Below are 23388 nucleotides of genomic sequence, written 5' to 3'. Positions count from 1 at the left end.
GCCAGGCCTTTATTTTGCCTGGCTTTGCTTTGGCGCTTGTTTATCAGGGGGCAGGGGTTTAGCATACTGCCAGCGGGGCAGGGAAGTCCCCGGCAGCTGCAGGTCCTGCTCTTTTTTAATGTCAGGGTAAATATTGAACAGGTTATTGAGGTTCTCAATCAGGCCGCCGGTGAAGGTTAAACCCTTCTCCAGGGTATGGGGGTCACCGATGGCTTTGATGACAATGGGGTAGAGGAGCTTCTGGCCGTCAACGGTGATGTAAACCCGCGACCCCTCCTCTTTATCGGCAATGGCATTAAAGGCGCCGATGCGGTGGTCGTTGATGGCGATGGCTTCGGCTCCTGAGGCCCAGAGTTCGTTGACGATGTCCACCAGGTCCTCGTAGAGGAGGGGGGCGTCGCCGGTAATGGTAACCGTAATCCCCGGGCCTTTGACCGGGGCGAGGCCGGTGCTTATCTGCAGGCGGGCCAGCTCCTTTTCCAGAGCCGTTTCGGCGTCACTATCCTGGCCGGAACCGGCCTTAAGGGTAAAGAGCTGCTGCTGGAGCTGGGCGATTTCGCCCTGGAGCTGGCTGCGCTTGCTGCTCAAATTTTTCCACATGGCCACCAGGTCTTCGGTTTTCTGGGCTTCCAGGGAGCTGGCCAGCAGCCGCTGGGTGCGAAACTGGAGCGATAAAAGCAAGCCCAGGATTATGAAAACAACGGTGAGGGAAACAGGCCAGTATTTGCCTCGCATTTATTGCTACCCCCCTGCTTTAACCAGCCGGACGTAGTCCTGGGAAAAAACGCCTTTATACGCGGGCAGGGTCAGGTTCTGGGATTTGGTCACCTTGACCGGGAAGTCGCGGCTCTTTAAGAAAGAAAAGTCTACTGCCTTCTGGATGGCTGCCTCCAGGCTATCGGGGTTGCCTATAGCCTGAACCTCGTAAGGCGGGGCCAGGCGGTTGGAATTCACCAGGATGACAGTGCCGACGCAGCGGATGTCCGAGCTGGTGACAATCCGCTGGCCGTTGACGGCAATGGCCTCGGCGCCGGCAGCTTTTAATTCATTGACCAGGTAGAGGACATTCTTATCATGAATTATATAGTCTTCCGGCTTGTAGGTTGCCGGCGAACTGTTTTTGGCCGCCTGGGCGCCGGCGTTATTATCATCCAGGGTAACGGTAATCCCCGGCCCCGTCACGGGAGTTAGGCCGGCAGCCAGTTTCAGGGCTTCTATTTCCTGCTGTAGCTGGGCCAGCCGGCCTTTTCCTTGCGCGCGATCCTTCTGCAGGGCTTCAATCTGGCTGCGCAGGTCGGCGATGGTATTTTCCAGGGAGGCGTCTTCTTTTTCCAGGGAATGAATAATATCAATGAGTTCGGGATCCTTCCTGGCCTGGACCGCGGTGGTCTGGTGGGAACGCCACTGCCAGGCTACCAGGAGCCCGGAAAAAAGGCTGATGAGGAGCAGGGAGAGATAAATTTTACGCACCAGGGACTCCTCCTTTAGCGCTATTTTATATGAAGTCCCGCCCGGTGGCAACTAGTAAAAACGTGCAGCCGTAAAAAGAAGGGATTTGGCCCCTACCTGTCGAATGAAGTGACCGGACCTCCATATACTAACTAAAGCCGGCGGGAAAATTTGGGGTGACTGGTTTGGCGGCCCTGTGGCGCTACTTGTTATCGTTAAACATAATCGACCTCGTGCGGATAATCCTGGATATCAGCATCGTCGCCTTTGTCATTTATAAATTCATCATGCTTATCAGGGGCACCCGGGCCGTCCAGCTGATCAAGGGACTGGTGGTGCTGGTGGTAGCCTCGGTCATTGCCGAGCGCCTGCACCTGACTACCATCAACTGGCTTTTGAGCCAGTTGCGCCTGGTGATTGTCGTGGCCCTGCCGGTAGTCTTCCAGCCGGAATTGCGGCGGGCCCTGGAACAACTGGGCCGGGGCAAGTTTTTTGCCCGTCCCTTGACGGTCCTGGGCGCCGAAGATATGGAAAAGCTTATTAATGAGCTGGTGCGGGCCGCCCAGGTGCTGGCTAAAAACCGTACCGGCGCCCTGATAGTTGTCGAGCGCGAGACGGGCCTCAATGATTATATCGAGACGGGCATCCGCGTCGACGGCGTCGTTTCCGCCGAGCTGTTAATTAATATCTTTGTGCCCCTGACGCCCTTCCACGACGGGGCGGCCATTATCCGCGGGGACCGGGTGGTAGCCGCCGGCTGTTTCCTGCCCCTTTCCGAAAGCCCCTATTTAAGCAAGCAGCTGGGAACCAGGCATCGCGCGGCCTTGGGCATCAGTGAAATATCTGACGCCGTGGTCCTGGTGGTTTCGGAAGAAACGGGCGCCGTTTCCGTGGCCGAGGGGGGGAAGCTGACCCGCTTCCTGGATGAGAAAAACCTGAAGGAACTCCTCCAGAGTTTATTATTACCGCAGGTTAACCACAATACTTTCTTCTGGCCCTGGAGGTCGTAAGCATGCGGGAGCATTTTCGCCAGGATTGGATTTATCGCCTGCTGGCCGTCGCTTTGGCCATTATTCTCTGGATGTATGTAACCGGTGAGCAGAACCCCACCGGGGAAAAGGTGGTCCGGGTCCCCCTGGAAACAGAAAACTTGAGAGAGGGCCTGGTGGTTGCCGACCGCCCGGCGGAGGTCCAGGTGCGGGTGGAGGGGCGCAAGGCCGCGGTAGCCAATTTGCTCTCCAGGGATGTCCATGCCTATGTCAGCCTGCGGGATGCTAAAGTCGGCGATAACCTGCTACCCGTCCAGGTCGAGGTGCCGGAAGGTTTAAATGTGATCCACGTGAACCCTGCCCAGGTAACGATAAAAATCGATAAAATTGAGCAGGTGCAGCTGCCCGTGCAGGTGAATCTCCTGGGCACGCCGGCCGGCGGTTACCGGGCCCTGGAGCCGGTCCTCAAGCCTTCCCAGGTAGTTGTTTCCGGTTCTGCCGCCACCCTGAAAAGCATCGGCCGGGTCTATGTGGAGGCCAAAATCGACCAGGCCAGCGGCAACTTCCTGGCCCAGCTGCCGGTAAAGCTGGCTGACCGGGAGGGCCGTCCTTTGCAGGAATGGTTAACCGTCTCCCCGGAAGTGGTAGAAACATTTGTACCTGTAGTCCAGGACATGCCAAGCAAGTTCCTGGCGGTGCGTCCCCAACTGGCCGGCGAGCCGGCCAAAGGCTATGCCATCCAGCGGGTAATTCTCCAGCCGGAAGTGGTGGAGGTCTTTGCTCCCTACAACCATTTAGCGGCCCTGGATTATATCAATACGGCCCCGGTTAATATTGCCGGGGCTACGAAAAATGTTACGGCGGAGACGAACCTGGAAATACCCGCCGGCGTGCAGGTCGGCAGCTTCCCGCGGGTAAGGGTGGTAGTGGAGATAGGCAAGGCTGCCAACCCCAACAGCACGCCGTGAAAGTAGCGATTTCCCAGCAAGAACATATAATGCAGTAAACAGGTGAGAGCATGGCAAAGTTATTCGGTACTGACGGAGTCCGCGGGGTGGCCAACGCCGGCCTTACCCCGGAGTTAGCCTTTCGCCTGGGACGCGCCGGCGCTGCCGTCCTGGCGGGGCCGGAAGGCCGGGCCAGGGTGGTGGTGGGCCGGGACACGCGCCTTTCCAGCGATATGCTGGAAGCCGCCCTGGTGGCCGGCATCTGTTCCGTCGGGGGGGACGTCCTGAAGGTCGGGGTGGTGCCTACCCCGGCGGTTGCCTGGTTGACCCGGGCCCTGGAAGCCGATGCCGGCGTAGTGATCTCGGCGTCCCACAACCCCGTGGCGGACAACGGCATTAAATTCTTCAGCGCCAGCGGGTACAAGCTGCCCGACCCGGTGGAAGAAGAGATTGAACGGCTGGTCCTGCAACCGGAAGATAACCTGCCCCGGCCGGTGGGCGTGGAGCTGGGGCGGGTACGGGAGCTGGAGGACGCTGCCGAACGCTACATTGCCCATATCTGCAGTACGGCCGGGCGGGGCCTGGCCGGCCTGCGGGTGGTGCTGGACTGCGCCTATGGTGCCGCCTGCCGGGTGGCGCCGGCGGTTTTCCAGCGCCTGGGGGCGGAAATTTTCCTCTTGCATAATGCCCCCGATGGGACTAAGATAAACGTCGGGTGCGGTTCTACCCACCCGGGGGTTCTCCAGGCTGAGGTTGTCGCCCGGGGAGCTGATGTGGGCCTGGCCTTTGACGGCGACGCCGACCGGGTGATTGCCGTGGATGAAAAGGGGCAGGTGGTCGACGGCGATGCCATCATGACCATCCTGGCCCTGTACCGCCAGGAGCAGGGAGGCCTGCCCGGGGGCCAGGTAGTGGTGACGGTCATGAGCAACTTCGGCCTCCACCAGGCCCTGGCGGCAGCGGGCCTGCGGGTGCACCAGACCCGGGTCGGCGACCGCTACGTGCTGGAGGAGATGCTGCGGACGGGTGCCGTCCTGGGCGGCGAGCAGTCGGGCCACATTATCCTGTTGGAATATAATACTACCGGTGATGGCCTGCTTACCGGGGTGCAGTTGCTCCAGGTCATGGCCGCCACCGGCCGGCCCCTGTCGCAGCTGGCGGCAGCCATGCCGCACCTGCCCCAGCTGCTGGTCAACGTAACGGTGACGGATAAAGAGGCCGCCATGGCCAGCCCGGCCCTCCTGGCAGCCGTGGCGGCGGCCCGGGAGCAGCTGGCGGGCCGGGGGCGGGTCCTGGTCAGACCCTCGGGAACAGAATCCATTATCCGCCTCATGGTAGAGGGCCCGGACAGGGAAGAGCTGGAGGCCATTATGGCCGGCCTGCAGCAGGCTGTTGCCGGGCTATGAGCCCTGCCGGCAGCATTAAGTATTACTTTATGCTACATTTGTCCAGAAAGCGGAGAGAAAGCGGAGGGGGTCCGGCGGGCTCACTTAAGTAACACTTAACAGGAGCGCAGGACCTGCCGGCATGCCGCCACTGTTACCCGGCAGCATCGGGGGTACGAAGGCCGGGGTGTTTTTAAGCCGGCATATCACCGCCGTTACTACCTGGTGGCGCCGGGGCATAAGGAAATACGTTCTGGGGAAAGGGGGGTGATTTTTACCCGGGCCGCAGGAGCCCGGGTTATCCAGCGGGTTAAAGGGGAGAGATAAAGGAATCAGGACGAAGGCAAGCGCCGGGACCAGCCGGCCCGCCGTTTATGCCGGGGTGAGCCAGGAGGGCCATCCAGGTATGGGTGCCGGAGGGTTGACGAGGCGGGGGTTAATCGAGGCATCGGCGGGTGCCCCCCGGTCCGGTTACGACCGTCAAAGGCGCTACAAATCCCGGGAGTAATCCCGGGGACAAAGGGCGCCGGGTAACCCCTTATCTCTCCCTGGTTAAAAAATAAAGGGAGAGTGAGCATGATAATGTGCGGTATTGTTGGTTATCTGGGCCCGCGCCCGGCGGTCCCCATATTGGTTCAGGGACTGGAAAGGCTGGAATACCGGGGCTATGATTCTGCCGGGATAGCGGTATTGAACGGCGGGGGGTTGGTAGTAGAAAAGAGCGCGGGCAAGCTCCATGTCCTGAAGAGCCGTCTCAATGGCAATCTTAACGGGGCCCGGGTGGGGATCGGCCACACCCGCTGGGCCACCCACGGCCGGCCGTCCGATGTCAACGCCCACCCCCATCTGGACTGCACGGGCAAGTTTGCCGTCGTCCACAACGGCATCATTGAAAACTACCAGGAACTGCGGGAGCAGCTTGTGGCCGCCGGTCACCGCTTTATTTCCGAGACGGATACGGAAGTCCTGGCCCACCTGGTGGAACAATTTTATGAAGGCGACCTGCTCCGGGCGGTCCTCAGGATGCTGCCGGTCCTACGTGGCTCCTATGCCCTGGCCGTGGCCAGCGCCTACCACCCGCAGGAGCTGGTAGGGGTACGCCAGGACAGCCCTTTGATTGTCGGCCTGGCCGGCGAAGAAACCTACCTGGCTTCCGATATACCGGCCCTCCTGCCCTACACCCGGGATACTTACATCCTGGAAAATGGTGAGGTGGCTTGGATCAGGCCCGGGGTAGTAAACGTGTATGACGCCCTGGGCAACCTGCTTAAGAAGGAAGTTTTCCATGTGGCCTGGGACCTCCAGGCCGCGGAAAAGGGCGGTTATGCCCATTTCATGCTGAAAGAGATCCACGAGCAGCCGCGGGCTTTAAGGGATACCCTGGCGGGCCGCCTGCAGGGCGACGGCTGGGTGCGCCTGGAAGGCGTTAACTTCACGCCGGAGGAAGCGGCGGCCCTGGAGAAAGTGGCCATCATTGCCTGCGGTACGGCCCACTACGCCGGCATGGTCGGCAAGTACCTGCTGGAGAAATTGCTGCGCCTGCCGGTGGAAGACGACGTCGCTTCGGAATTTCGTTACCGGGAGTCAGTTCTCAATGAGCGTACCCTGGGCCTGGTAATTAGCCAGTCCGGCGAGACGGCCGATACCCTGGCCAGCCTGCGGGAGGCCAGAAAAGCAGGGGCGCAAATCCTGGCCATTACCAATGTCGTGGGCAGCTCGGTGGCCAGGGAGGCGGACCACATCATCTACACCTGGGCGGGACCGGAAATTGCCGTGGCCTCCACCAAGGCCTATCTAACCCAGGTGGCGGCCCTCTTTCTCCTGGCCCTGTACCTGGGAGAAAGGCGCGGTGTGGCTCCCCGGGCGCCCGGGCTGGCCCGGGGCCTCAAGGAATTGCCGGGCCGCGTGGAGGAAGTATTAAAGCTGGAGCCCCGGATACGCGAGCTGGCCGGCCGCATGGCTGCCCACGAACACGCCTTCTTCATCGGCCGCGGCCTGGATTACCCCGTCTCCCTGGAAGGGGCCTTGAAGCTGAAGGAGATCTCCTATCTTCATGCCGAGGCCTATGCGGCCGGGGAATTAAAGCACGGCACCCTGGCCCTGATCGAAGAAGGCACGCCGGTGGTGGCCCTGGCCACCCAGGCGGAACTCCTGGAAAAGATGCTCAGCAACATCAAGGAAGTCAAGGCCCGGGGCGCCTGGGTGCTGGCCCTGACCCAGGAAGGCAACACGGCGGTAGCCGCCGAGGCCGACGCCGTCCTCTACCTGCCGCCGGTACCCTCTATCCTGGCGCCGGTGGTGACGGTGGTGCCCCTGCAGCTGCTGGCTTACTACACCGCCGTCGCCCGCGGCTGCGACGTCGACAAGCCGCGCAACCTGGCCAAGAGCGTGACGGTGGAGTAGGGGAAAATAAGTATAAACGTTTTTTCACTATAAAATGCGAGTGGGTCCCTGGAAAGGACCCGCTCGTTTTATTTTTTAGTGTTTCGGCAGAATAACCCGCTTAACTTAAGTATCTCCGTATTACTGCGGCCATAAATGGTCTAAAATCTTCGAGATGGTTTTGAAGGATATCCCAGATTTCAGCGGCATCAACTTCGTCATAGAGATGGACTACCCGGTTGCGGAAGCGGGCCATGGCTTTATAGGTATCTTCCAGCTGCTGCGGTATCAAACTGTTGCGGGCCGCCAGCTCAACCGTTTCAACGTAGGACTTAGGTAATCCCCACCCTTCTCTGGAGATTATATGAGCACAGATGTCCAGCAAAGCTTCAATAGCTACCTGCAGCATTCTTGTAGCGGCGGCTTCGTACAGGCTATTTGATTGGAACTGGCTTATATCCATACCTTGGAACTTTTTTAGCTCCCTCAATTCTTGCCGCATAAACTGCAACTTCTGGCGGATTTTTTCCCTATCAACCGTCACAGGAATTCCTCCCGCAGGCTGGCATCAAAATCCCGGTACAGGATCTTCAAGTCGGGTTCAAAATCACAATAACGGCGAATGACCCTTTCCTTGAAATCGGCCAGGAGTATTTCATCTTTAACATACAGGAGGCGCCCTGTTTCTAATACCCGCATTTGCAGGGTCACCGGAACGCGATGCAGGTTCACCAGGTTGATATCGTCGCTTCGCCCAATATGGCAAAACTCAGCCAGCAGCTCTAATTCGCGCTTATAGTCCCACGAGGTTTCCGGCATCGGCAGTACAGCCAGATCAACATCCGATAGTGCTGTTTGCCACTCCGTACCGTAGGAGCCATATAAATACAAGGCCAGGACCTCCCCCTGCCTGCCGGCGAAATCCGCCATGCTTTTTAATTGCTTGGGAGAAAGGGTTATTTTTTCTAATTTGCGGCTCAATCTGACCACAATATCACACCCCCATTATCAGGTGCAAGGTTTCTTATTTTACAGAAAATCGTGCACCGGAAAACTTCACCAGAGCAGAGACACCGCCGCATCCAATCGAGCTGGCTGAACATTAACTAACCTCGATACCCTAAGAGGTCTGATGCTCATTCTGTGGAGAACCATTTCTTCAAGGTAGCTTTCAACTTTACAAATGCCGGATTTATGCAGCTTTCCAGGCTTACAGATATGGCTAACTGATAATACAATGAAGAAGAACGGGCCTTTCCAGTTAGTTTCAAAGCCCGTTCAAAGGCCTCTTTCGATCGATTTAGTTTTCCCTTACGATCTTCTGAAAAACCCTCCTGGATCAACCAGGACCTCAAATCCGTTTCTCTGCCGGCCCAACCGATTATCCGGTCAACGTGGGGAGAATTACTCCAGACCCATATTTCCAGTTCCGGAGAGATAACAATGGCTACGGCCCGGTCACCCCAGCCGGATTGCCTCAGACGTTCTTCAATCTGTTTTTCCAGTTGTTTTCTAGATAGACGTTCCCGGCCGCAGCCCTTATGATCAAGCATTACTAGTGCATGAGTATAGTTACTCGCTATAGAACGTAAAAAATCATGTCCCCGCAAGAGGCACCCCGGGTCATTTTCTGGATGAACGAAACAATCAAAGGTTAGTTGACGTATCCCTAGTGCCTGTGGGCGTGTCAGCAACCCCTTAATTGTGTACTCCATGTTTTTATCGGCCACGAGGACCACCAGGTCCTTAATCATCCAAGCACACCCCCGGCAAAAAGGACACCCAGGTTGGTTTCTCCCTGCCAATGTTTCAACGCCGGGTGTTCGCTGCCCAGGACGATATCGGTGGCGCCTTCGGCGGTCCTGGCAAAGCAAAGAATTTTCTCTGGTTCAGCCAGGCTTAAAATAACCGGAGAATGGGTGGCCAGAAGGATTTGAGCATTGTAAACGGAAGACAGGGACTGGAACATGGTTTCCACTGCCCTGGGGTGAATGCCATTTTCCGGTTCTTCAATCAAGTAAATGCCCTTAAAATCAGGCAGGTAAGCCGGTAGTGTGAGCGCCAGGAGGCGCAGCGTTCCATCCGACGCCATCCATGACGGTACGTTTAAACCGCCACGATAAACCAGCACCAGGTAGCAATGTTTGTCGTCTTCCCTCACTATGGTCTGAATGTCTTCCAGGTCCGGGAGCGCCGTCTGCAGGTGGGCGATCCAGTCTTTAAACTTTTCAGGTGCTTTCTCCCGCAGATTGGTCACCACCCAGGGCAGGTTGGAACCATCCGGTTTGAATCCACGCACCTGCCCGGGAGGACTGGCTTTACGCAAAAGCATACTGTTCAGGATAAACTGTTGCACACCTTCTGTCAATAAGCCTTTTAACCAGGTCGCTACAGGAAACTTGGATTCATCCTCAGGCAGGTTTCCCAGGGCTGATTTACGTGTACCCAGCTTAAATGCAGGCTACCATCCCTTGCCGGGTTCAGAGTAGACTTCAGAATAATAATTATCATTTCCCCCATAAACTTTGTTAACAACGGTACGGCCGTATTTTTTTCCTTTAGGTGTTAGAATTGTTTGCGGCGGCTCAATATAATCAGGAAACAAAGTCCTTTCTTTATAAGGAATTGGCGTTGCCTTTTTTAACAAAACCTTTTCAGCAAGTATTTCCGTTTCGCCATGCTCATTCCCCACCTTAACTTCATAACGTACGGAGTCATAGGGCTGTTTGCCCAGTTGTGCCCGTCGATCTGAAGGAATTCTGGCCTCGATGGCCAGTTCGAGACTATTCCTGTTTCGCATCCAGACCATGTCTTGAAAATTTTTCGTTCTTTCGCCCACTGCCGCATCCAGGCCTTCCGAAACAAGGCTGCCCAGAAAGGAGATTACGTCCAGGAACGTAGTTTTCCCGCTGGCGTTAGGGCCGATTAAAACGTGAAAAGGGCCGAGAGGTTGCTTGATATACCTCAAGCAGCGGAAATTTAATACTTCAATCAAAGTTATCATAAGGTACCCTCACTAATGTTATAAATTTACATTTATCTGGAATTTTGGATGTAATAACCATAAAGTTCCATATAAATTTCTACCCTGGTTAATATTATAACCACTGCCTGAAAATAAAGAACACCTTAGGTATGTACAGTTTAGGAAAGAATTTCCTTTATCCTTAAGGCAGGCTATTGCTGCCGGGGGAGGGTCCCGGAATAACCATTCAACTTTAAGCCAGAAGCCGGGGATTACCTCTGACCGGTAAATTCCGCTGGCGTTAAGTGCTACGGTGTGGTAACGACCATTATCTTCCAGACGGTAAAATTCCGCCTGCTGCCGGTCGGGGTCAATGAGCCAGTATTCCCTGACGCCGGCAGCTTCGTACTCCACAGGTGTCCTCGTCGCACCAGGCCAGGAATTCCTCGAAAGTCAATTTGCCGAAATTCTATTCCAGAAAATACCCTCCTGGCCTTTAGTATATCATACAATGCTTTTTATTTCAGCCACTCTTATATTTTATTAACCCTCCCCCATGAGCTCTCACGAAATCCCTACAAACTAGAATTTATGAACAGCGCATGGATTCCAACTCGCTCTATATAATGACTGCCGCAACGGCCGTCGTTTTCAGCAGGATTTTGGTTAAGTTTTATCGAAATGGTTACGGGAGGTAATTTTTTGAAGGACCAAAAGGCCAGATGACGTGCCCTTAGGCTGGTGTTAAAAATAGCCATGAGAACAGATGAACTTGGAAAACAGATAGAGGCAGCCCGGTCAAGATATTACCGCTTACTACTAATCGTGGGACCGTTTCATTCCGGAAAGACCCAAATTCTTCTTCAATTAGTCCAGGACGCCGGCTGCCCATATATTAATTTGAGCCTTGTCCTTAGCCAGAAGCTGCTTGAATACCCCCACCGGATACGGACGTTGCGGTTGCCAAGAATCGTCGAAGCAATTATTGATGATACGGTGGGAGACACTGTTTTACTGGATAACATTGAGATACTCTTTGACCCTGCTCTCCAGCAGGACCCTTTACGCCTGCTTCAATACATCAGCCGCACCCGGAACATTGTGGCTGCATGGAGTGGAAAATTTGAAGGTCGTACACTTTAACTGCGGGTAACTGTAGTTTGAAGGGTTTCTCACAGCACTTCTAATGTTGGAGAAGATTGGGGGTAACCAGATGGCAATCGTAGGACAGCGATATGCTTATCGAGAACGTGCGCGAATGCTAGGTGAACCAGTTGTGCCTGTAATAGTTGTAAAAGAGGGGCCACCGCGATCACAAAAGGTGCGAATCCGCCACCTCGATGGCGAATATGAGGGCTTCGAAGAGTGGGTCCCCAAAAGTCGACTAGTCGCTCCATGGGAGGAAGCAAATGCATTCTGTGATGACGAACGGAGGCTATTGAATGCGGCAAAAGCTTCCGGTGATGTCCAAGGGTCAATTATCTATAAGGCTGCTGAAGAAGTATTCGGGGCTATTGCAGAATTGTTTGGCGAGGAACTTATCTTCTTCGGGTGGAAGGCAATAGAGCAAAACCTAATAATCATTAGGGAATTTGAAGAATCCGTTCACAAATTGGGCCTTGGAAGAGAAGAACTTCTTCCTGAACCACACGCCTTTATCGACCGTTACGGAGATTACAAGGCTCCATTTCATGTTAGCGAGCGACTTGTGAAAGATTTTTGCAAAAGATTCCCAAAAGAAATTCTAAGGTATATACAACTTGAGGAGAATAAGTGGCGGCAAAAAGCAATATCAGCGTCTACTTTACGTGAACAAGAATTTGCTGAAGAATGGTTAGTTAAGCAAAAGCCCGTTTTTGCCCTTGTGAGAGAGTGGTGCGGTGAAAAGGCACTTATAGAGTTTAACGAGGTAGCGGAACTCCGAAAAGAAATACGGCGACTACAGGCTCTGATTGAAGCAACGGCTAGATGGCTTAAAGACGCTGGACATCCCGTGAAGGCCTCCTTATTACTAAAAGAATTACGGACAGCAACTAACTGTTCTGAATACGAAGAATCCTAAAGAAAGGAAATGGCTACACAAGCTTATCACATTAAGACACCACACAACTAGAAGCCCAGACAGTGCCCTTCCAGGAAGGCCTCCTGGTTGGGTGGAGGTAGGCCCTGACAAAGGAATCCTGGTGGCATATAGGCGCAGGAAAACTGTTATGCACATCCAGAAGGTTCCTGAGTAAAATAAACGTATTAAGTAACTCGTTCTCGGACTTTATTGCCATCATTCCGGTGATTCTCAAATTGTAATAATCCTTTTCTCAAAAACTAGTGATAATATAGTTATACCTGAAAAGCTTTTTACCTGCGTTTCTCGATTCTCAAACTGTGTTGATACCAACAGTTAGACGTGTTGACCTTGGTTCTTCTTGCCAAGAAAAAGGGCTCTCTTTCCAGACCGGGAAGAGAGCCTTTTTCCGTGCGCCCGGCATGGGCGTTAACTTAGTGGTGAAAGTCCACTGCAGGCGAGGCAGCACCAGTCTGCTAGCCAAAGGCAAGGGTGTCCATCGCGAGGTGGGATCCGAAGGAAGCCGGAGGCAAAGCCACGGCCCGATGAACAAGAACCCCATACGAGGCTAGACCGTTCGGATAAGCTGGCGGAACACAGCGAAATCCCAGGCTGCCAAGGGACGGTAGAGTATATGGGGCGGGCACGGGGCGAAGGTTAACGCTCTTACCCGGGGAGGCCTGCCGGATAAGCCAGGGAGAGCTGGTAAACCGTATCGGAAGGTACGGCTGAACCGGCAGGAGTCAGCAGAGGGCATAGTACCCTGGGGGTCATGAACTCCAGGGGAAGGCCCGAACATCAAGTCAGAGGTGAAACCGGTGCGTTCGCGAGAAGGACAGAGACAGCAGAAAACCCCGCAAGGGGCCTGCCCGCGGGAAGAAGTGGTGAAGCCACGGGGGAGCGCGGGAGGGCCGAGTTCTTCTCCGGCACAAAGCGGGACGTCACCTCGCGGAGGCCAAGGTAGCGGCCTGATGGAGCAGGTGGTGGCCAGGGAGAACATGCTGGCCGCGCTGAAACGGGTAGAGCGGAACGGAGGCGCGCCCGGTGTGGACGGCATCCCGACCGAACGGTTGCGGGACCAAATACGCGCCGAGTGGCCGCGCATCCGGGAAGAACTGCTCGCGGGAACCTACAGACCGAAGCCCGTGCGCCGGGTCGAAATCCCGAAACCCGGGGGAGGCAAACGGATGTTAGGGATACCCACCGTAATGGACCGCCTAATCCAGCAGGCCCTCCTGCAAGTATTGACGCCCATCTTCGAACCGCAGTTCTCAGAGGCCAGCTACGGGTTCCGTCCCGGAAGGAAAGCCCATGATGCGGTAAAGAAGGCGCGGCAATACGTAGAAGAAGGATACGAATGGGCCGTGGACCTGGACATCGAGAAATACTTCGACCGGGTAAACCACGACATCCTCATGGCCCGGGTGGCCCGGAAAGTGGCAGATAAGAGGGTACTTACCCTTATCCGCCGCTATCTCCAGGCAGGCGTCATGGTAAACGGAGTGGTCATGGAGACGGCAGAAGGAACGCCCCAGGGCGGACCCTTAAGCCCGTTATTGGCCAACATACTCCTGGACGACCTGGACAAAGAACTGGAAAAGAGGGGCCACAAGTTCGTCCGTTACGCCGATGACTGCAACATCTACGTCAAAAGCAAACGGGCAGGAGAAAGGGTCATGGCCAGTATCCGCAACTTCCTGCAGGAGCGGTTGAAGCTCAAGATCAACGAGCAGAAGAGCGCGGTAGACCGGCCGTGGAAGCTGAAATTTCTGGGGTTCAGCATGTACAAACACAAGGCAGGAGTAATCCTTATCCGCCTGGCGCCGCAGACCATCGACCGGGTGAAAACGAAAATCCGGGAGATAACCGCCCGGAATAAACCCTTAAAGATGGCCGAGCGCATAGAGCGCCTGAACGCCTACCTGGGCGGCTGGATAGGGTACTTCGCCCTGGCCGACACGCCCAGCATCTTTAAGAACTTAGAAAGCTGGACGCGGCGGAGGCTGCGCATGTGTCTCTGGAAGCAGTGGAAGCGAGTACGGACCAGGTACCGCGAACTACGCGCATTGGGATTGCCGGAATGGGTAGTGCATGAATTCGCCAATGCCCGCAAAGGGCTGTGGCGGATGGCCCATGGGCCAATGAATAGAGCCCTGGGCAATGCCTACTGGCAATCCCAGGGCCTGATGAGCTTAACCGAGCGCTATTCTTATCTTCGTCAAGCTTGGTGAACCGCCGGATGCGGACCCGCATGTCCGGTGGTGTGAGAGGACGGGGGCTAGCCGTCCCCTCCTACTCGATTTTGAATTTATGTTGCAAACCTAGTATAATTATGATTAGACTAATGATGCGAGGTACTAAAAATGGTTTTTGTAAACCGCCAAACTGAATTAAACTGGCTGGAGGAAGTTTATAGAAGCGGTCGTGCCCAGCTGCTGGTGTTATACGGCCGCCGGCGGGTTGGGAAAACGGAACTGCTCAGGTTTTTTTGCCGGGAGAAAAAACACGTCTTTTTTGTGGCCGACCTGGCGCCTGACCGGGAGCAGCTGGCCGCTTTTTCGCAACGACTGTGGGAGCGGGCTTACGGACAGGCAGAAACGGGTTTTTCCTTTCCTTCCTGGGAGGCTGCCTTCCGTTTTATGGGCGGGCTGGCCCGGCAGGAGCAGCTTATTGTGGTGCTGGATGAATTTCCCTATCTCATGGAAGCCAATCCGGCTATTCCTTCCATTTTGCAGAAAGTCTGGGACGAGGAATTGAGGAATACTGGGGTAATATGTATTTTGTGTGGTTCCTATGTGGGGGTGATGGAGAGGGAGGTTCTGGGATATAAAAGTGCTCTCTATGGTAGGCGTACCGGGCAATACCTGATTGAGCCCCTGCATTTTCACGATATTGCTGGCTTTTTCCCGGGGAGGGATTCCCTATGGCTTGTGGAAGCCTACGCCGTGCTCGGTGGAGTACCGGCATACCTGCTGGAATTTATGGATGAAGATGATCTTTTTGCCGGCATTGCCCGCCGGGTGTTACGCCGGGGCACTTTCCTTTATGAAGAACCTCGTTTTCTTCTTATGCAGGAACTGCGGGAGCCGGCCAATTATTTTGCCGTGCTGAGAGCTATTGCCCATGGTAAAACCCGTTTAAATGAAATCACCCAGGCGGCGGGCCTGCACGACCGCAGCGCCACTTCTCGTTACCTGGACATATTAAGGGACATGGGTTTAATCCGGCGTCTGGTGCCGGTGACGGAAAAGCAGCCGCAGAAAAGCCGCCGGGGTATTTACCGGTTACGGGATCAATTTCTACGCTTCTGGTTTCGCTTCGTTTATCCCAACCGCAGCGACCTGGAGGAAGGAGAAACAGAACGGGTGCTGGAAACCAGGATTAAGCCCCATTTCCCGGATTTTGTTGGTCCGGTTTTTGAAGAGGTTTGCCGGCAGCATTTGCGATTTTTGGGGCAGCGTGGTAAACTATCCTTTTATCCTTATCGCCTGGGTTCCTGGTGGGACGGGCAGAACGAATTGGACCTGCTGGCCATAAATGAGGACGAATCGGCCATTTTAGTGGGTGAGTGTAAATGGTGGGGGAAACCGGTAGGGGCAAATGTACTCTCCGAACTCCAGCAAAAGGTCAAAGCCGTGGTACCACATTTTCAGCGGCCGCCGCAAGTATATTACGCCCTCTTTGCCCGGAACGGCTTCAGCGAGGAACTGCATCAGAAGGCGGCAGAACGACATGACCTGCTGCTTATTGAAGCCTGTCAATTCCATGGTAATGGTAATCTGTGAGCCTTTAGGTGCTTTGATTACGTTTTCTAAAAATCTTTCCGCTGAGGTGAGGCAATGATGGTTTTTGCAATTGCGCCGGAAAAGTTGTGTCTTCCGGGTATAAGTGGTTAGTCTGGACGTCTTTTGGCAGGAATCCGGAGTTTTTTGCCGAAATGGTCATAAGAATTGGTCACAATATCCATAATCCACGGCTTTTTTGAGTCAGGCCCGGCACGGCTAGGCCCGGGCCGGGAAACGGGTGATCCCATGCCGGGTGCCAGAAGCTGTGGACAGGAGGTTTTGACCTTGCAATCGGTACTGGATACATGCCGGCCACGTCCCGAGATCCTGGCCGGGACGTTTAACCCCGAGGTTTTTACAGCGTCCTTAAGCCCCATCATCGAGTATTACCGTAGCGGCCGGGGCGTCATAGATAGTATTTACACCGACGCGGAACTATTTTTCCGTGAAGCTACCTACCCGACGCAGGGCCTGCGCTTAACCCTGGCGGAAGTTTTTGGTCGCCTCGCGGGTGACATGACGGTTCCAGCTATCCACCGGTTGGAAACGGCTTTTGGCGGCGGTAAGACCCATACGCTAATCGCCTGCACCCACATTGCTTACCGGGGTACAGAGCTGCGGGGCCTGATCCAGGACTTTCTTGACCCGCAGCTTCTCCCCGAGCCCGGTTCAGTCGCTGTCGTCGGCGTGGCAGGTGACGAGATCCCGGTACATAAACCGAAAGGTAATGCCCTGGTACCCTACACCCTCTGGGGGGAGATTGCCTATCAAATGGGCGGCGAAGAGCTCTACCGCCAGGTGGAAGAGGAGGCCGGCTCCTATGCCGCACCCGGTAAAACGTATTTTGCAAGGGTGCTGGGAGGGCGAAAGGCCATCATCATGCTGGATGAGCTGGCCCAGTACGCGGCACGGCTGGAAGCGGCGCGGCCCGATGGCGCGAACCAGCTCGCTGCCTTTCTAATGGGGCTTCACGGTTATGCCCGCAACCATCCCGGGATCGCGGTCATCCTCACGCTGGCCAGCGCAACCGATGCCTTTGCCCGCCAAACGGAGCTTTTGGCGAAGCTCATCAGCCAGGTGCGCGGCGAAGAGGTTAGCGAAGACGATGCCCTGGGAATTGGCGAAAAAGCCGTCAAGGGCGTGGCCAGCGTGGTGGCTCGTGACGCCGTCCAGATTACGCCGGTGCACGCCGCCGAGATCGCGTCCGTACTCGCCAAGCGGCTTTTTCTATCGATAAACCGCGACGCTGCCAGGGCGACCGCCGGGGAATATATGCAGATGTACCGCCGCAACGCCAGCATGCTCCCGGATGAGGCTACTAGCGAGGATTTTCAGGGCCGGATGATCGCCAGCTATCCCTTTCACCCCACCCTGATAGACTTCCTGAATAACAAGCTGGCCAGTGCCGAGAACTTCCAGGGCACGCGCGGCGTCCTGCGGGTGCTGGCTCTGGCTGTCCGCAGCCTGTGGCTGCAACAGCAGGACGTACCCATGATCCATGCCTGTCACCTGGACCTGCGCTCGGACCGCGTGGTCAACGAGATCCTCGGCCGTACAGGCAGTTCGGACCTGCTGTTCGTCCTTAATGCCGACGTGGGTAGCGTCGACACGGGCACCCTCGAGGGCGGCCGTAGCAACGCGGAACTTGCTGACCAGCGCAACCCGCACCCGGAGGGTTATCCCCTTTACGAGTACACCTGGAAGACGGTCTTCCTGCACAGCCTGGTGGGCCGCGAAGAGGGCCTGGATTCCAGAATCTACGGCCTTACCGAATCGGAGGCGCTGTTTTCTGTATCCTTTCCCGGCCTCACGCCGCCCCAGGTACGCATGGCGTTAGAGGAAATAAATGAAAGTGCCTTTTACCTCCGTTACGAACAGGGAAAATATTTTGCCGGCCGCGAGCCGACGATTAACAACATCCTGGCCAGGATCCGCAAGACTATCACGGCAGGCCAGGTGCAGGAGCTCCTTGAGGCCACGGCGCGGAAGATCATCACTGGCGGTTCGGGGCTGTTCCATATTGAACACGACGTCTCGCTGCCGGAACATTTGCCTGATGGTAAGGGGAGGCCCGTGCTGGGGGTCGTAGCGCTGGCTGCCGCAACCATCGATGTTGAGGCTATGGTGACCACCAGGGGTGTTAATAGACCCCGGCAGCAGCAGAACCTCATCTTTATCCTGGTTCCAGAAACTGTCGCTGTGCAAGGGATAAACCGCCAGGAAGGGCTTTTCGCAAGTCAAAGCACCCAGGTTCAAGAAGTCCGGCAGCGTATCGAGGCTATTGCGCGCCAGGTCAAAGCAATGCGCATCTTAAGCGACAGGCCGCAGAGCTATGGCCTCAACCCCCGGCGGCTGGCGGAGGAGGATTTTCAGAAACGCTACCGTGAGCGGGAGCAGGCGCTGGTTACCGCCGTCGCCAGCATCTACACCAGCCTCTACTACCCCGGGGCGGCAGGGCATATCGTCCGCAAGGAGATCAAGACAGCCGGGGGCGAGGGCGGGATGCCCTTTATCGAGCAAATCCGCGCCACCTTGATCAATGACGGTGAGCTTCTCACCGGCAGCAATACAACCCAGGCGGACCTTTTGAACCTGAGCAGGCTCTTCTTTGAGCAGGGCGACACTATAACCCTGGAGAAGCTGCGGGAGAACTTCTCCTGCCGGCGCAGCTGGCCGGTGCTGGAGAGTACGGGTGTCTTTGAACAAATTATTCGCACCGGGGTGCAGAAGGGCGTATGGTGCGTTTATCGCATGGGCGCAGAAGATAGTCTAAAGCCGGCCGAATTCTACCACCGGGAAAACGAGATTCCCATGGGGGTCAACCTGGCCGGTGCGGGCTACGGGCTCGTCACCGTCCAGGGAGCCAACCAGCGCGGCTGGATGGGAGCCCGCCGGCCTGATCCGGCCAGGGTTCGTGACGGCGTGCTCTACACGGTTAGCGGGGGCGGGGCGGCAACGGTGCAGGAGGTCGCGGGCAACCTGGCAGAAAAATACGGGGAAATCCCGGCCCGGGACTTCCAGGAGGCTGTGGTGACCCTGGTCAGGAACGGCCGCCTGCTGGTTTTCCGTGGCACGCCGGACCAGCAAGAAAAGCCTGAACTCATCCAGGGGCCCGGTGCAGCCCTGTATACCCCCCGGCCCGGCGATGTGCTGATCACCCCGGCCAAGGCGGCCGAGCGGGGATGGGTCACAGCCGGCCGCCGGGCCTTTACCCTTGAGGGCAAAGAAGGCGCCGCAAAGCTCCTGCCGCTGCTGCGGCGGCTGGGCGGCCTCTACAACCGGGGCGCCAGGTCCACCATTGACAGCCTGGACCTGGTGGACCTTGAGCTTCCGGAAGGGGGCGTCCTCCGTATCCAGCTCACCGGCGTTACCCCGGGCTCCATGAAGGCCCTCGCTGAGCTGTTCGAGGTGCTGGCCGGTGTCGTGGCGAAAGGAGAGCACACGGAGGCCTTCCTCGAGATCTCGGATCCCGCTGACGATTGCCCGCTTATCCAGGAGCTTAAAAAATAACAGAATCGACAAAAGTAGCGAGGGATGACCATGACAAAGCAGAAGCCAGCCACCGGCTGGGACCTGGAGCGGGATTTCCAGCAGCGCATCCGCCCTCTTTTAACGCAGGCCCCCTGGGTCCTGCGGGTAACCGAATATAAAGACAAGCCTGTGCCCGTCTTTGTGGTTAAAGAGCGCTTTGCACCCGGGGAGGACCTGCAGAAAAACGGCGGGGCCGCGGGTAAAACGGCTCTTAGGGACCGGGGGCTCCTGTACGGCCAGCCCCTGCGCCGCTGTTTGCCTGTAATCCGCGTGATTATCGGCAGCGTCTGCGATGCGGCCGGGATCCCCCTTGAACTGCAGCGGGTCCTTGGCAATGGCCGTATTACTTTCCGGGGCAATCTGCCCCTGGACGAGGAGGCGGGCGTAAAACTGGCGCTTATTTTTAAACTCCAGGAAAGGTTGAAGGAGATGGACCGGGTTGAGCTCATTGCCTGGCGTGTGGCGCGTTTCAGCCGCGAGGAAGCCGCGTACTGGCTGACGCGGGGGACCCAGTACGGCGAGGCGGCCAACCGCTGGGCTTTAGCCGGCATGCGCATCATGCTGGGCGGCCAGCCCGGCGACAGGGCGGTCCTTCACCTGCTTGAGAAGCTGCGCAGGTAGGGGCGACTGTTATGCAGAACGGTAAAGACAGGACTGACGTCCGCCTCATCGAAGCGGGCTTTCCCTGCCACCAGGTCGGCGCCGAAACCCAGCGGGAGCGCGATACTGGCAAGGCACCGCCTGTACATCGCCTCCACGTCTGGTGGGCGCGGCGGCCCCTTGTACCGAGCAGAGCCGCCATCCTCGGCTCCCTTCTGCCTGCCGGTACGGACCCGGACTGGTTTCTCCGCCAGCTGGGCATCGAAAAGGTGCAGGCTTTGGTCAACGGCGAGCCGTGGACGCTTACCGGGCAAATGCTCAGCCGCGTGAAAACCGACAGAGCGGGAGCCGAATGGCTGCCGGTCGATGAAGCCGTCCTGCGGGCAATGGAAAAGGAACAGGAACGGCGTGCTAAGAACCGGGAGATTATTCAAAAGCTCTGCAACGCCGACCCGGGCCTTCGCAGCCATCCGGTTATCGAACGTTGGGCCCAGGAGTCGCAGCCGCTGCCGCAGCCCTGGCCTGAAAAGGGCGATCGCATCCAGGTCCAACGGGTAGCTGCAGACCCGGCCCATGTGAATGAGCGGCTCGAGTTTGCCAAGTCGGAACGTATAAAAAGCATTTTAGGATCTGTCATTAAATGGGACGATGAAGATTTGTACGCCTATGGTCGAGCTTATGCGCACCATCCAGCTCCAGTGAATGAACCGTTGACAGTGCTTGATCCCACGACAGGAGGCGGTTCTATCCCGTTTGAGGCCATGCGCCTCGGGCATAGAGTTATTGCCAACGAATTAAACCCTGTTGCTGCTGTAATACTTCACGCTACTCTTGACTACCCGGCAAGGTTTGGGCTTAACCTGCTCAAAGACCTGGAGAAATGGGGTAACCGTTTGGTTTCGCACGTCGAACAGCAGATGGCTGATGTGACGCCTTTTTCGCCGCTTCCCAGGGAGGAATTGGAGCATCTCAGGAGACATTGCAGTAAGTGCCCGGAAGTCGTTTCACAGTTCGATGGGCCTGAGCAGGATCAGATAGGGCTTCTTTATTGCCGCCAGGTCACCTGCCCCCATTGCGGCGGCGAGGCGCCGCTGTTGAACACCTGCTGGCTGGCAAAAGAAGGCGATAAGTGGGGCGTGCGGATCGTCACTGACGGCCGGAAAAGAGGCGGGAAAGTCCGCTTTGAAACCTACCGCGTCAGGGGCAACCGGGGGCCCAACGGCGAGGACCCTAACTTCGCGACGGTGAAGGACGGCGTCGGTTTATGCGTCCACTGCCGTCAAGCTATTCCCGCCGACGAGATTAAAGCCCAGGCGCGGGGGGAATCGCCGCACGGGAGGTGGCAGGACCGGCTTTACTGCGTCGTGGCCGTGCGCCACCAGCCAAAGCTGGATAAGCACGGCAGGCCGCAGCGCTATACCAGCGGTGAACGGGCCGGGGAAATTAAGACCGAGAAGGTGCGCTTCTTCCGGCCGCCCAACGAGGGGGACCTGGCGGCCCTGGCCGAGGCTGAAAAGCGCCTTGCTGAACGCTGGCCCGGGTGGGAGCGGCAGGGGCTTATTCCTACGGAGAACCTCCCTCAAGGATATAACACACAACAGCCACTTAGCTTCGGCATGACGCGCTGGTGCGACATGTTTACCCCGCGCCAGCTCCTGGGGCACCTTATCCTGGTAGAGGAGCTTAACCGCCTCAAGTCTGAAATCTTAAAGGAACTCGGCAAAGAACGCGGACGCGCCGTCGTAACGTACCTCCAGTTTGTGATTGACAAGTGTGTCGACTATAACAGCAAGCAGACCCGTTGGATACCGCAACGGGCGATCGTTTCGGGAACATTTGGGCGCCATGACTACTCACCAAAGTGGACATTCGGAGAGATGATCTTCAGCGGCCCCAATTCCGGCGCGGCCTGGGCTCTCTCACAGGTCTTAGATGCATATGAAGGCATAGCGGAGCTGGTGGCACCATTGCATGACAAGCTGGTTGGAACCGCACCTCCAGTAAGTATCCGGTGCGGCACAGCTGCCCACATGGACTTACCCGAACGTTCCGTCGATCTCATATGCATAGATCCTCCATATTACAATAATGTCCAGTACTCGGAGATGTCCGACTACTTTTATGTCTGGCAGCGGCGTACTCTCCATGACTTATACCCGGACTTATTCCTGCGGCGGCTTACCAACAAGACGGACGAGGCCGTGGCCAACCCAACACGCCACGGGTCGGCTGGTCAGGCGGCAAAGGAGTACGAACGCCTAATGGGCGAGATTTTCGCCGAATGTATGCGTGTTTTAAAGGACGAGGGCATAATGACAATTATGTTTACACACAAGACGCAGGAAGCCTGGGAAGCGCTTACACGTTCACTTATTGTGAACGGTTGGGTGATCACGTCGTCTTTTCCCATAGAATCTGAGTTCAAGCAATCCCTGAGAATTAAAGATTATGCCGCTGCCACCAGTTCGATTTTCTTGACTTGCCGTAAACGAGGGGCAACGGACAGCATCCCCGCCACCTGGAGCGGCTTCGGCGGCACCGGGGTGGCGCAGCGGGTGCGCGAGGCGGTGCGCCAAGGCTTGAAGGAGTTCGAGCCGCTGCACCTGAACCCGGTGGACGAGATGGTGGCCAGTTACGGCCGCGCCCTCCATGTGCTTTCCCAGCACTGGCCGGTGCTGGACGGCGACGAGCCGGTGAGCCCCACCCGCGCTATGAACGAGGCCAGCGCCGTCGTCGCCCAGCACCAGATCGCCCGCCTGACCGGGGGGCGCCTGCGGGTGGACGACCTGAACCCGGAAGCCGCCATGGCCCTCACCCTCTACGGCATCTTCGGCCTGGCCGAATTCCCCTATAATGAGGCCCTGAACCTTTCCCGTTCCCTCAATATCAGCCTGGAGGGCAGGGCCGCCGGCTATACCGTCAACGGGCGGATGATTGGCATCAATGACGAAAGCCGGGGCAGGCGTACCGGGCGCACCACTGCCGGGGATAGCGGCTACCATGCGCCCCTCGTCCGCCGGGGCTCGAAACTGCGCCTGGCCCGGCCGGAGGAGCGCAGCAAAAAGCGTATAGATAACCCGCAGACCGAGTGGGACCTCCTCCACGGTTTGATCCTTGCTTACCGGGAAGGCGATGTGCCCGTCGCCCGCGCTTATCTTACGCAGCACACCGGGGGCCGGGAACAGGTGTTCCGCGACCTACTCTACGTCTGGGCGGCGGAAATGGCCGACGAGGAGCTGCGGAAAGAGGCCGGGGCCATCCTTTTCGGCCTTTAGTAGAGCCGGCAGCAGCCA

20 protein-coding genes are annotated in these 23388 nt (G+C 56.8%); 12 read left to right on the top strand and 8 right to left on the bottom strand.

The annotated features are described in order from the left end of the window. Positions 1–9: 9 nt before the first annotated feature. Positions 10–735, bottom strand: coding sequence for a DUF881 domain-containing protein (locus tag MGLY_RS04045; RefSeq protein ID WP_156271967.1), 726 nt, complete (start codon positions 733–735; stop codon positions 10–12). A gap of 6 nt (positions 736–741) precedes the next feature. Then, complete coding sequence (locus tag MGLY_RS04040; protein ID WP_156271965.1) at positions 742–1470, bottom strand: DUF881 domain-containing protein; 729 nt, start codon at positions 1468–1470, stop codon at positions 742–744. Between the two features lie 173 nt (positions 1471–1643). Here MGLY_RS04040 and cdaA point away from each other — a divergent pair, with 173 nt between their 5' ends. The 5 genes from cdaA (at position 1644) to glmS (ending at position 7173) form a co-directional block, all read left to right on the top strand. Next, a complete protein-coding gene (gene cdaA, locus MGLY_RS04035) occupies positions 1644–2459 on the top strand; it encodes a diadenylate cyclase CdaA (RefSeq protein ID WP_170291189.1) in 816 nt (271 codons plus the stop codon). Positions 2460–2461: 2 nt separating this feature from the next. Beyond that, a complete protein-coding gene (locus tag MGLY_RS04030; protein ID WP_156271961.1) occupies positions 2462–3406 on the top strand; it encodes a CdaR family protein in 945 nt (314 codons plus the stop codon). A 50-nt stretch (positions 3407–3456) separates the two neighbouring features. Continuing rightward, positions 3457–4791, top strand: a complete 1335-nt coding sequence (glmM, locus tag MGLY_RS04025) for a phosphoglucosamine mutase (RefSeq protein ID WP_156271959.1) — start codon at positions 3457–3459, stop codon at positions 4789–4791. 121 nt (positions 4792–4912) lie between these two features. Next, positions 4913–5041, top strand: a complete 129-nt coding sequence (locus tag MGLY_RS18415; protein WP_277997889.1) for a hypothetical protein — start codon at positions 4913–4915, stop codon at positions 5039–5041. A 311-nt stretch (positions 5042–5352) separates the two neighbouring features. Further along, the gene (gene glmS, locus MGLY_RS04020) at positions 5353–7173 is read left to right on the top strand and encodes a glutamine--fructose-6-phosphate transaminase (isomerizing) (protein WP_156276173.1); all 1821 of its coding nucleotides are present in this window, start codon (positions 5353–5355) and stop codon (positions 7171–7173) included. Between the two features lie 100 nt (positions 7174–7273). Here glmS and hepT read toward each other — a convergent pair whose 3' ends face one another. The 6 genes from hepT to MGLY_RS18725 form a co-directional block, all read right to left on the bottom strand. Then, positions 7274–7696, bottom strand: a complete 423-nt coding sequence (gene hepT, locus MGLY_RS04015) for a type VII toxin-antitoxin system HepT family RNase toxin (RefSeq protein WP_156271957.1) — start codon at positions 7694–7696, stop codon at positions 7274–7276. Continuing rightward, a complete protein-coding gene (gene mntA / locus MGLY_RS04010; protein ID WP_156271955.1) occupies positions 7693–8142 on the bottom strand; it encodes a type VII toxin-antitoxin system MntA family adenylyltransferase antitoxin in 450 nt (149 codons plus the stop codon). The genes hepT and mntA overlap by 4 nt, the downstream gene beginning before the upstream one ends. Positions 8143–8288: 146 nt before the next feature. Next, positions 8289–8906 carry a methylation-associated defense system protein MAD4 gene (gene mads4, locus MGLY_RS04005; RefSeq protein ID WP_156271953.1) on the bottom strand — a complete coding sequence of 206 codons (618 nt, stop codon included), beginning with the start codon at positions 8904–8906 and terminating at the stop codon, positions 8289–8291. Beyond that, the gene (locus MGLY_RS17980; RefSeq protein WP_422880107.1) at positions 8903–9580 is read right to left on the bottom strand and encodes an AAA family ATPase; all 678 of its coding nucleotides are present in this window, start codon (positions 9578–9580) and stop codon (positions 8903–8905) included. The genes mads4 and MGLY_RS17980 overlap by 4 nt, the downstream gene beginning before the upstream one ends. Positions 9581–9613: 33 nt before the next feature. Beyond that, positions 9614–10156, bottom strand: a complete 543-nt coding sequence (locus MGLY_RS17975; RefSeq protein WP_211662068.1) for an AAA family ATPase — start codon at positions 10154–10156, stop codon at positions 9614–9616. 18 nt (positions 10157–10174) lie between these two features. Beyond that, the gene (locus MGLY_RS18725; RefSeq protein ID WP_156271951.1) at positions 10175–10531 is read right to left on the bottom strand and encodes a Uma2 family endonuclease; all 357 of its coding nucleotides are present in this window, start codon (positions 10529–10531) and stop codon (positions 10175–10177) included. A gap of 342 nt (positions 10532–10873) precedes the next feature. Here MGLY_RS18725 and brxF point away from each other — a divergent pair, with 342 nt between their 5' ends. The 7 genes from brxF to MGLY_RS03960 all read left to right on the top strand — a co-directional run bounded on the left by brxF (position 10874) and on the right by MGLY_RS03960 (position 23370). After that, positions 10874–11260, top strand: coding sequence for a BREX-3 system P-loop-containing protein BrxF (brxF, locus tag MGLY_RS03990; protein WP_156271949.1), 387 nt, complete (start codon positions 10874–10876; stop codon positions 11258–11260). 70 nt (positions 11261–11330) lie between these two features. Further along, positions 11331–12179 carry a hypothetical protein gene (locus MGLY_RS03985; protein ID WP_156271947.1) on the top strand — a complete coding sequence of 283 codons (849 nt, stop codon included), beginning with the start codon at positions 11331–11333 and terminating at the stop codon, positions 12177–12179. Between the two features lie 971 nt (positions 12180–13150). Then, on the top strand, positions 13151–14410 hold the full coding sequence (gene ltrA, locus MGLY_RS03980) for a group II intron reverse transcriptase/maturase (RefSeq protein WP_277997837.1): 1260 nt from the start codon (positions 13151–13153) through the stop codon (positions 14408–14410). 132 nt (positions 14411–14542) lie between these two features. Beyond that, positions 14543–15964 (top strand): ATP-binding protein, encoded by a 1422-nt coding sequence (locus MGLY_RS03975; protein WP_156271945.1) that lies wholly within the window; start codon positions 14543–14545, stop codon positions 15962–15964. A 285-nt stretch (positions 15965–16249) separates the two neighbouring features. Continuing rightward, the gene (locus MGLY_RS03970) at positions 16250–19474 is read left to right on the top strand and encodes an ATP-binding protein (RefSeq protein WP_156271943.1); all 3225 of its coding nucleotides are present in this window, start codon (positions 16250–16252) and stop codon (positions 19472–19474) included. A gap of 30 nt (positions 19475–19504) precedes the next feature. Then, positions 19505–20116: a DUF7680 family protein gene (locus tag MGLY_RS03965; RefSeq protein ID WP_156271941.1), complete on the top strand. Its 612-nt coding sequence runs from the start codon at positions 19505–19507 to the stop codon at positions 20114–20116. A gap of 11 nt (positions 20117–20127) precedes the next feature. Beyond that, on the top strand, positions 20128–23370 hold the full coding sequence (locus tag MGLY_RS03960; protein WP_156271939.1) for a DUF1156 domain-containing protein: 3243 nt from the start codon (positions 20128–20130) through the stop codon (positions 23368–23370). Positions 23371–23388: the final 18 nt, after the last annotated feature.

The sequence above is a fragment of the Moorella glycerini genome, from assembly GCF_009735625.1.
GTDB classification, from domain to species: domain Bacteria; phylum Bacillota; class DSM-521; order Neomoorellales; family Neomoorellaceae; genus Neomoorella; species Neomoorella glycerini.
The sequence above is the reverse complement of the archived record's forward strand: the minus strand, read 5'-3'. Positions and strand labels throughout refer to the sequence as shown.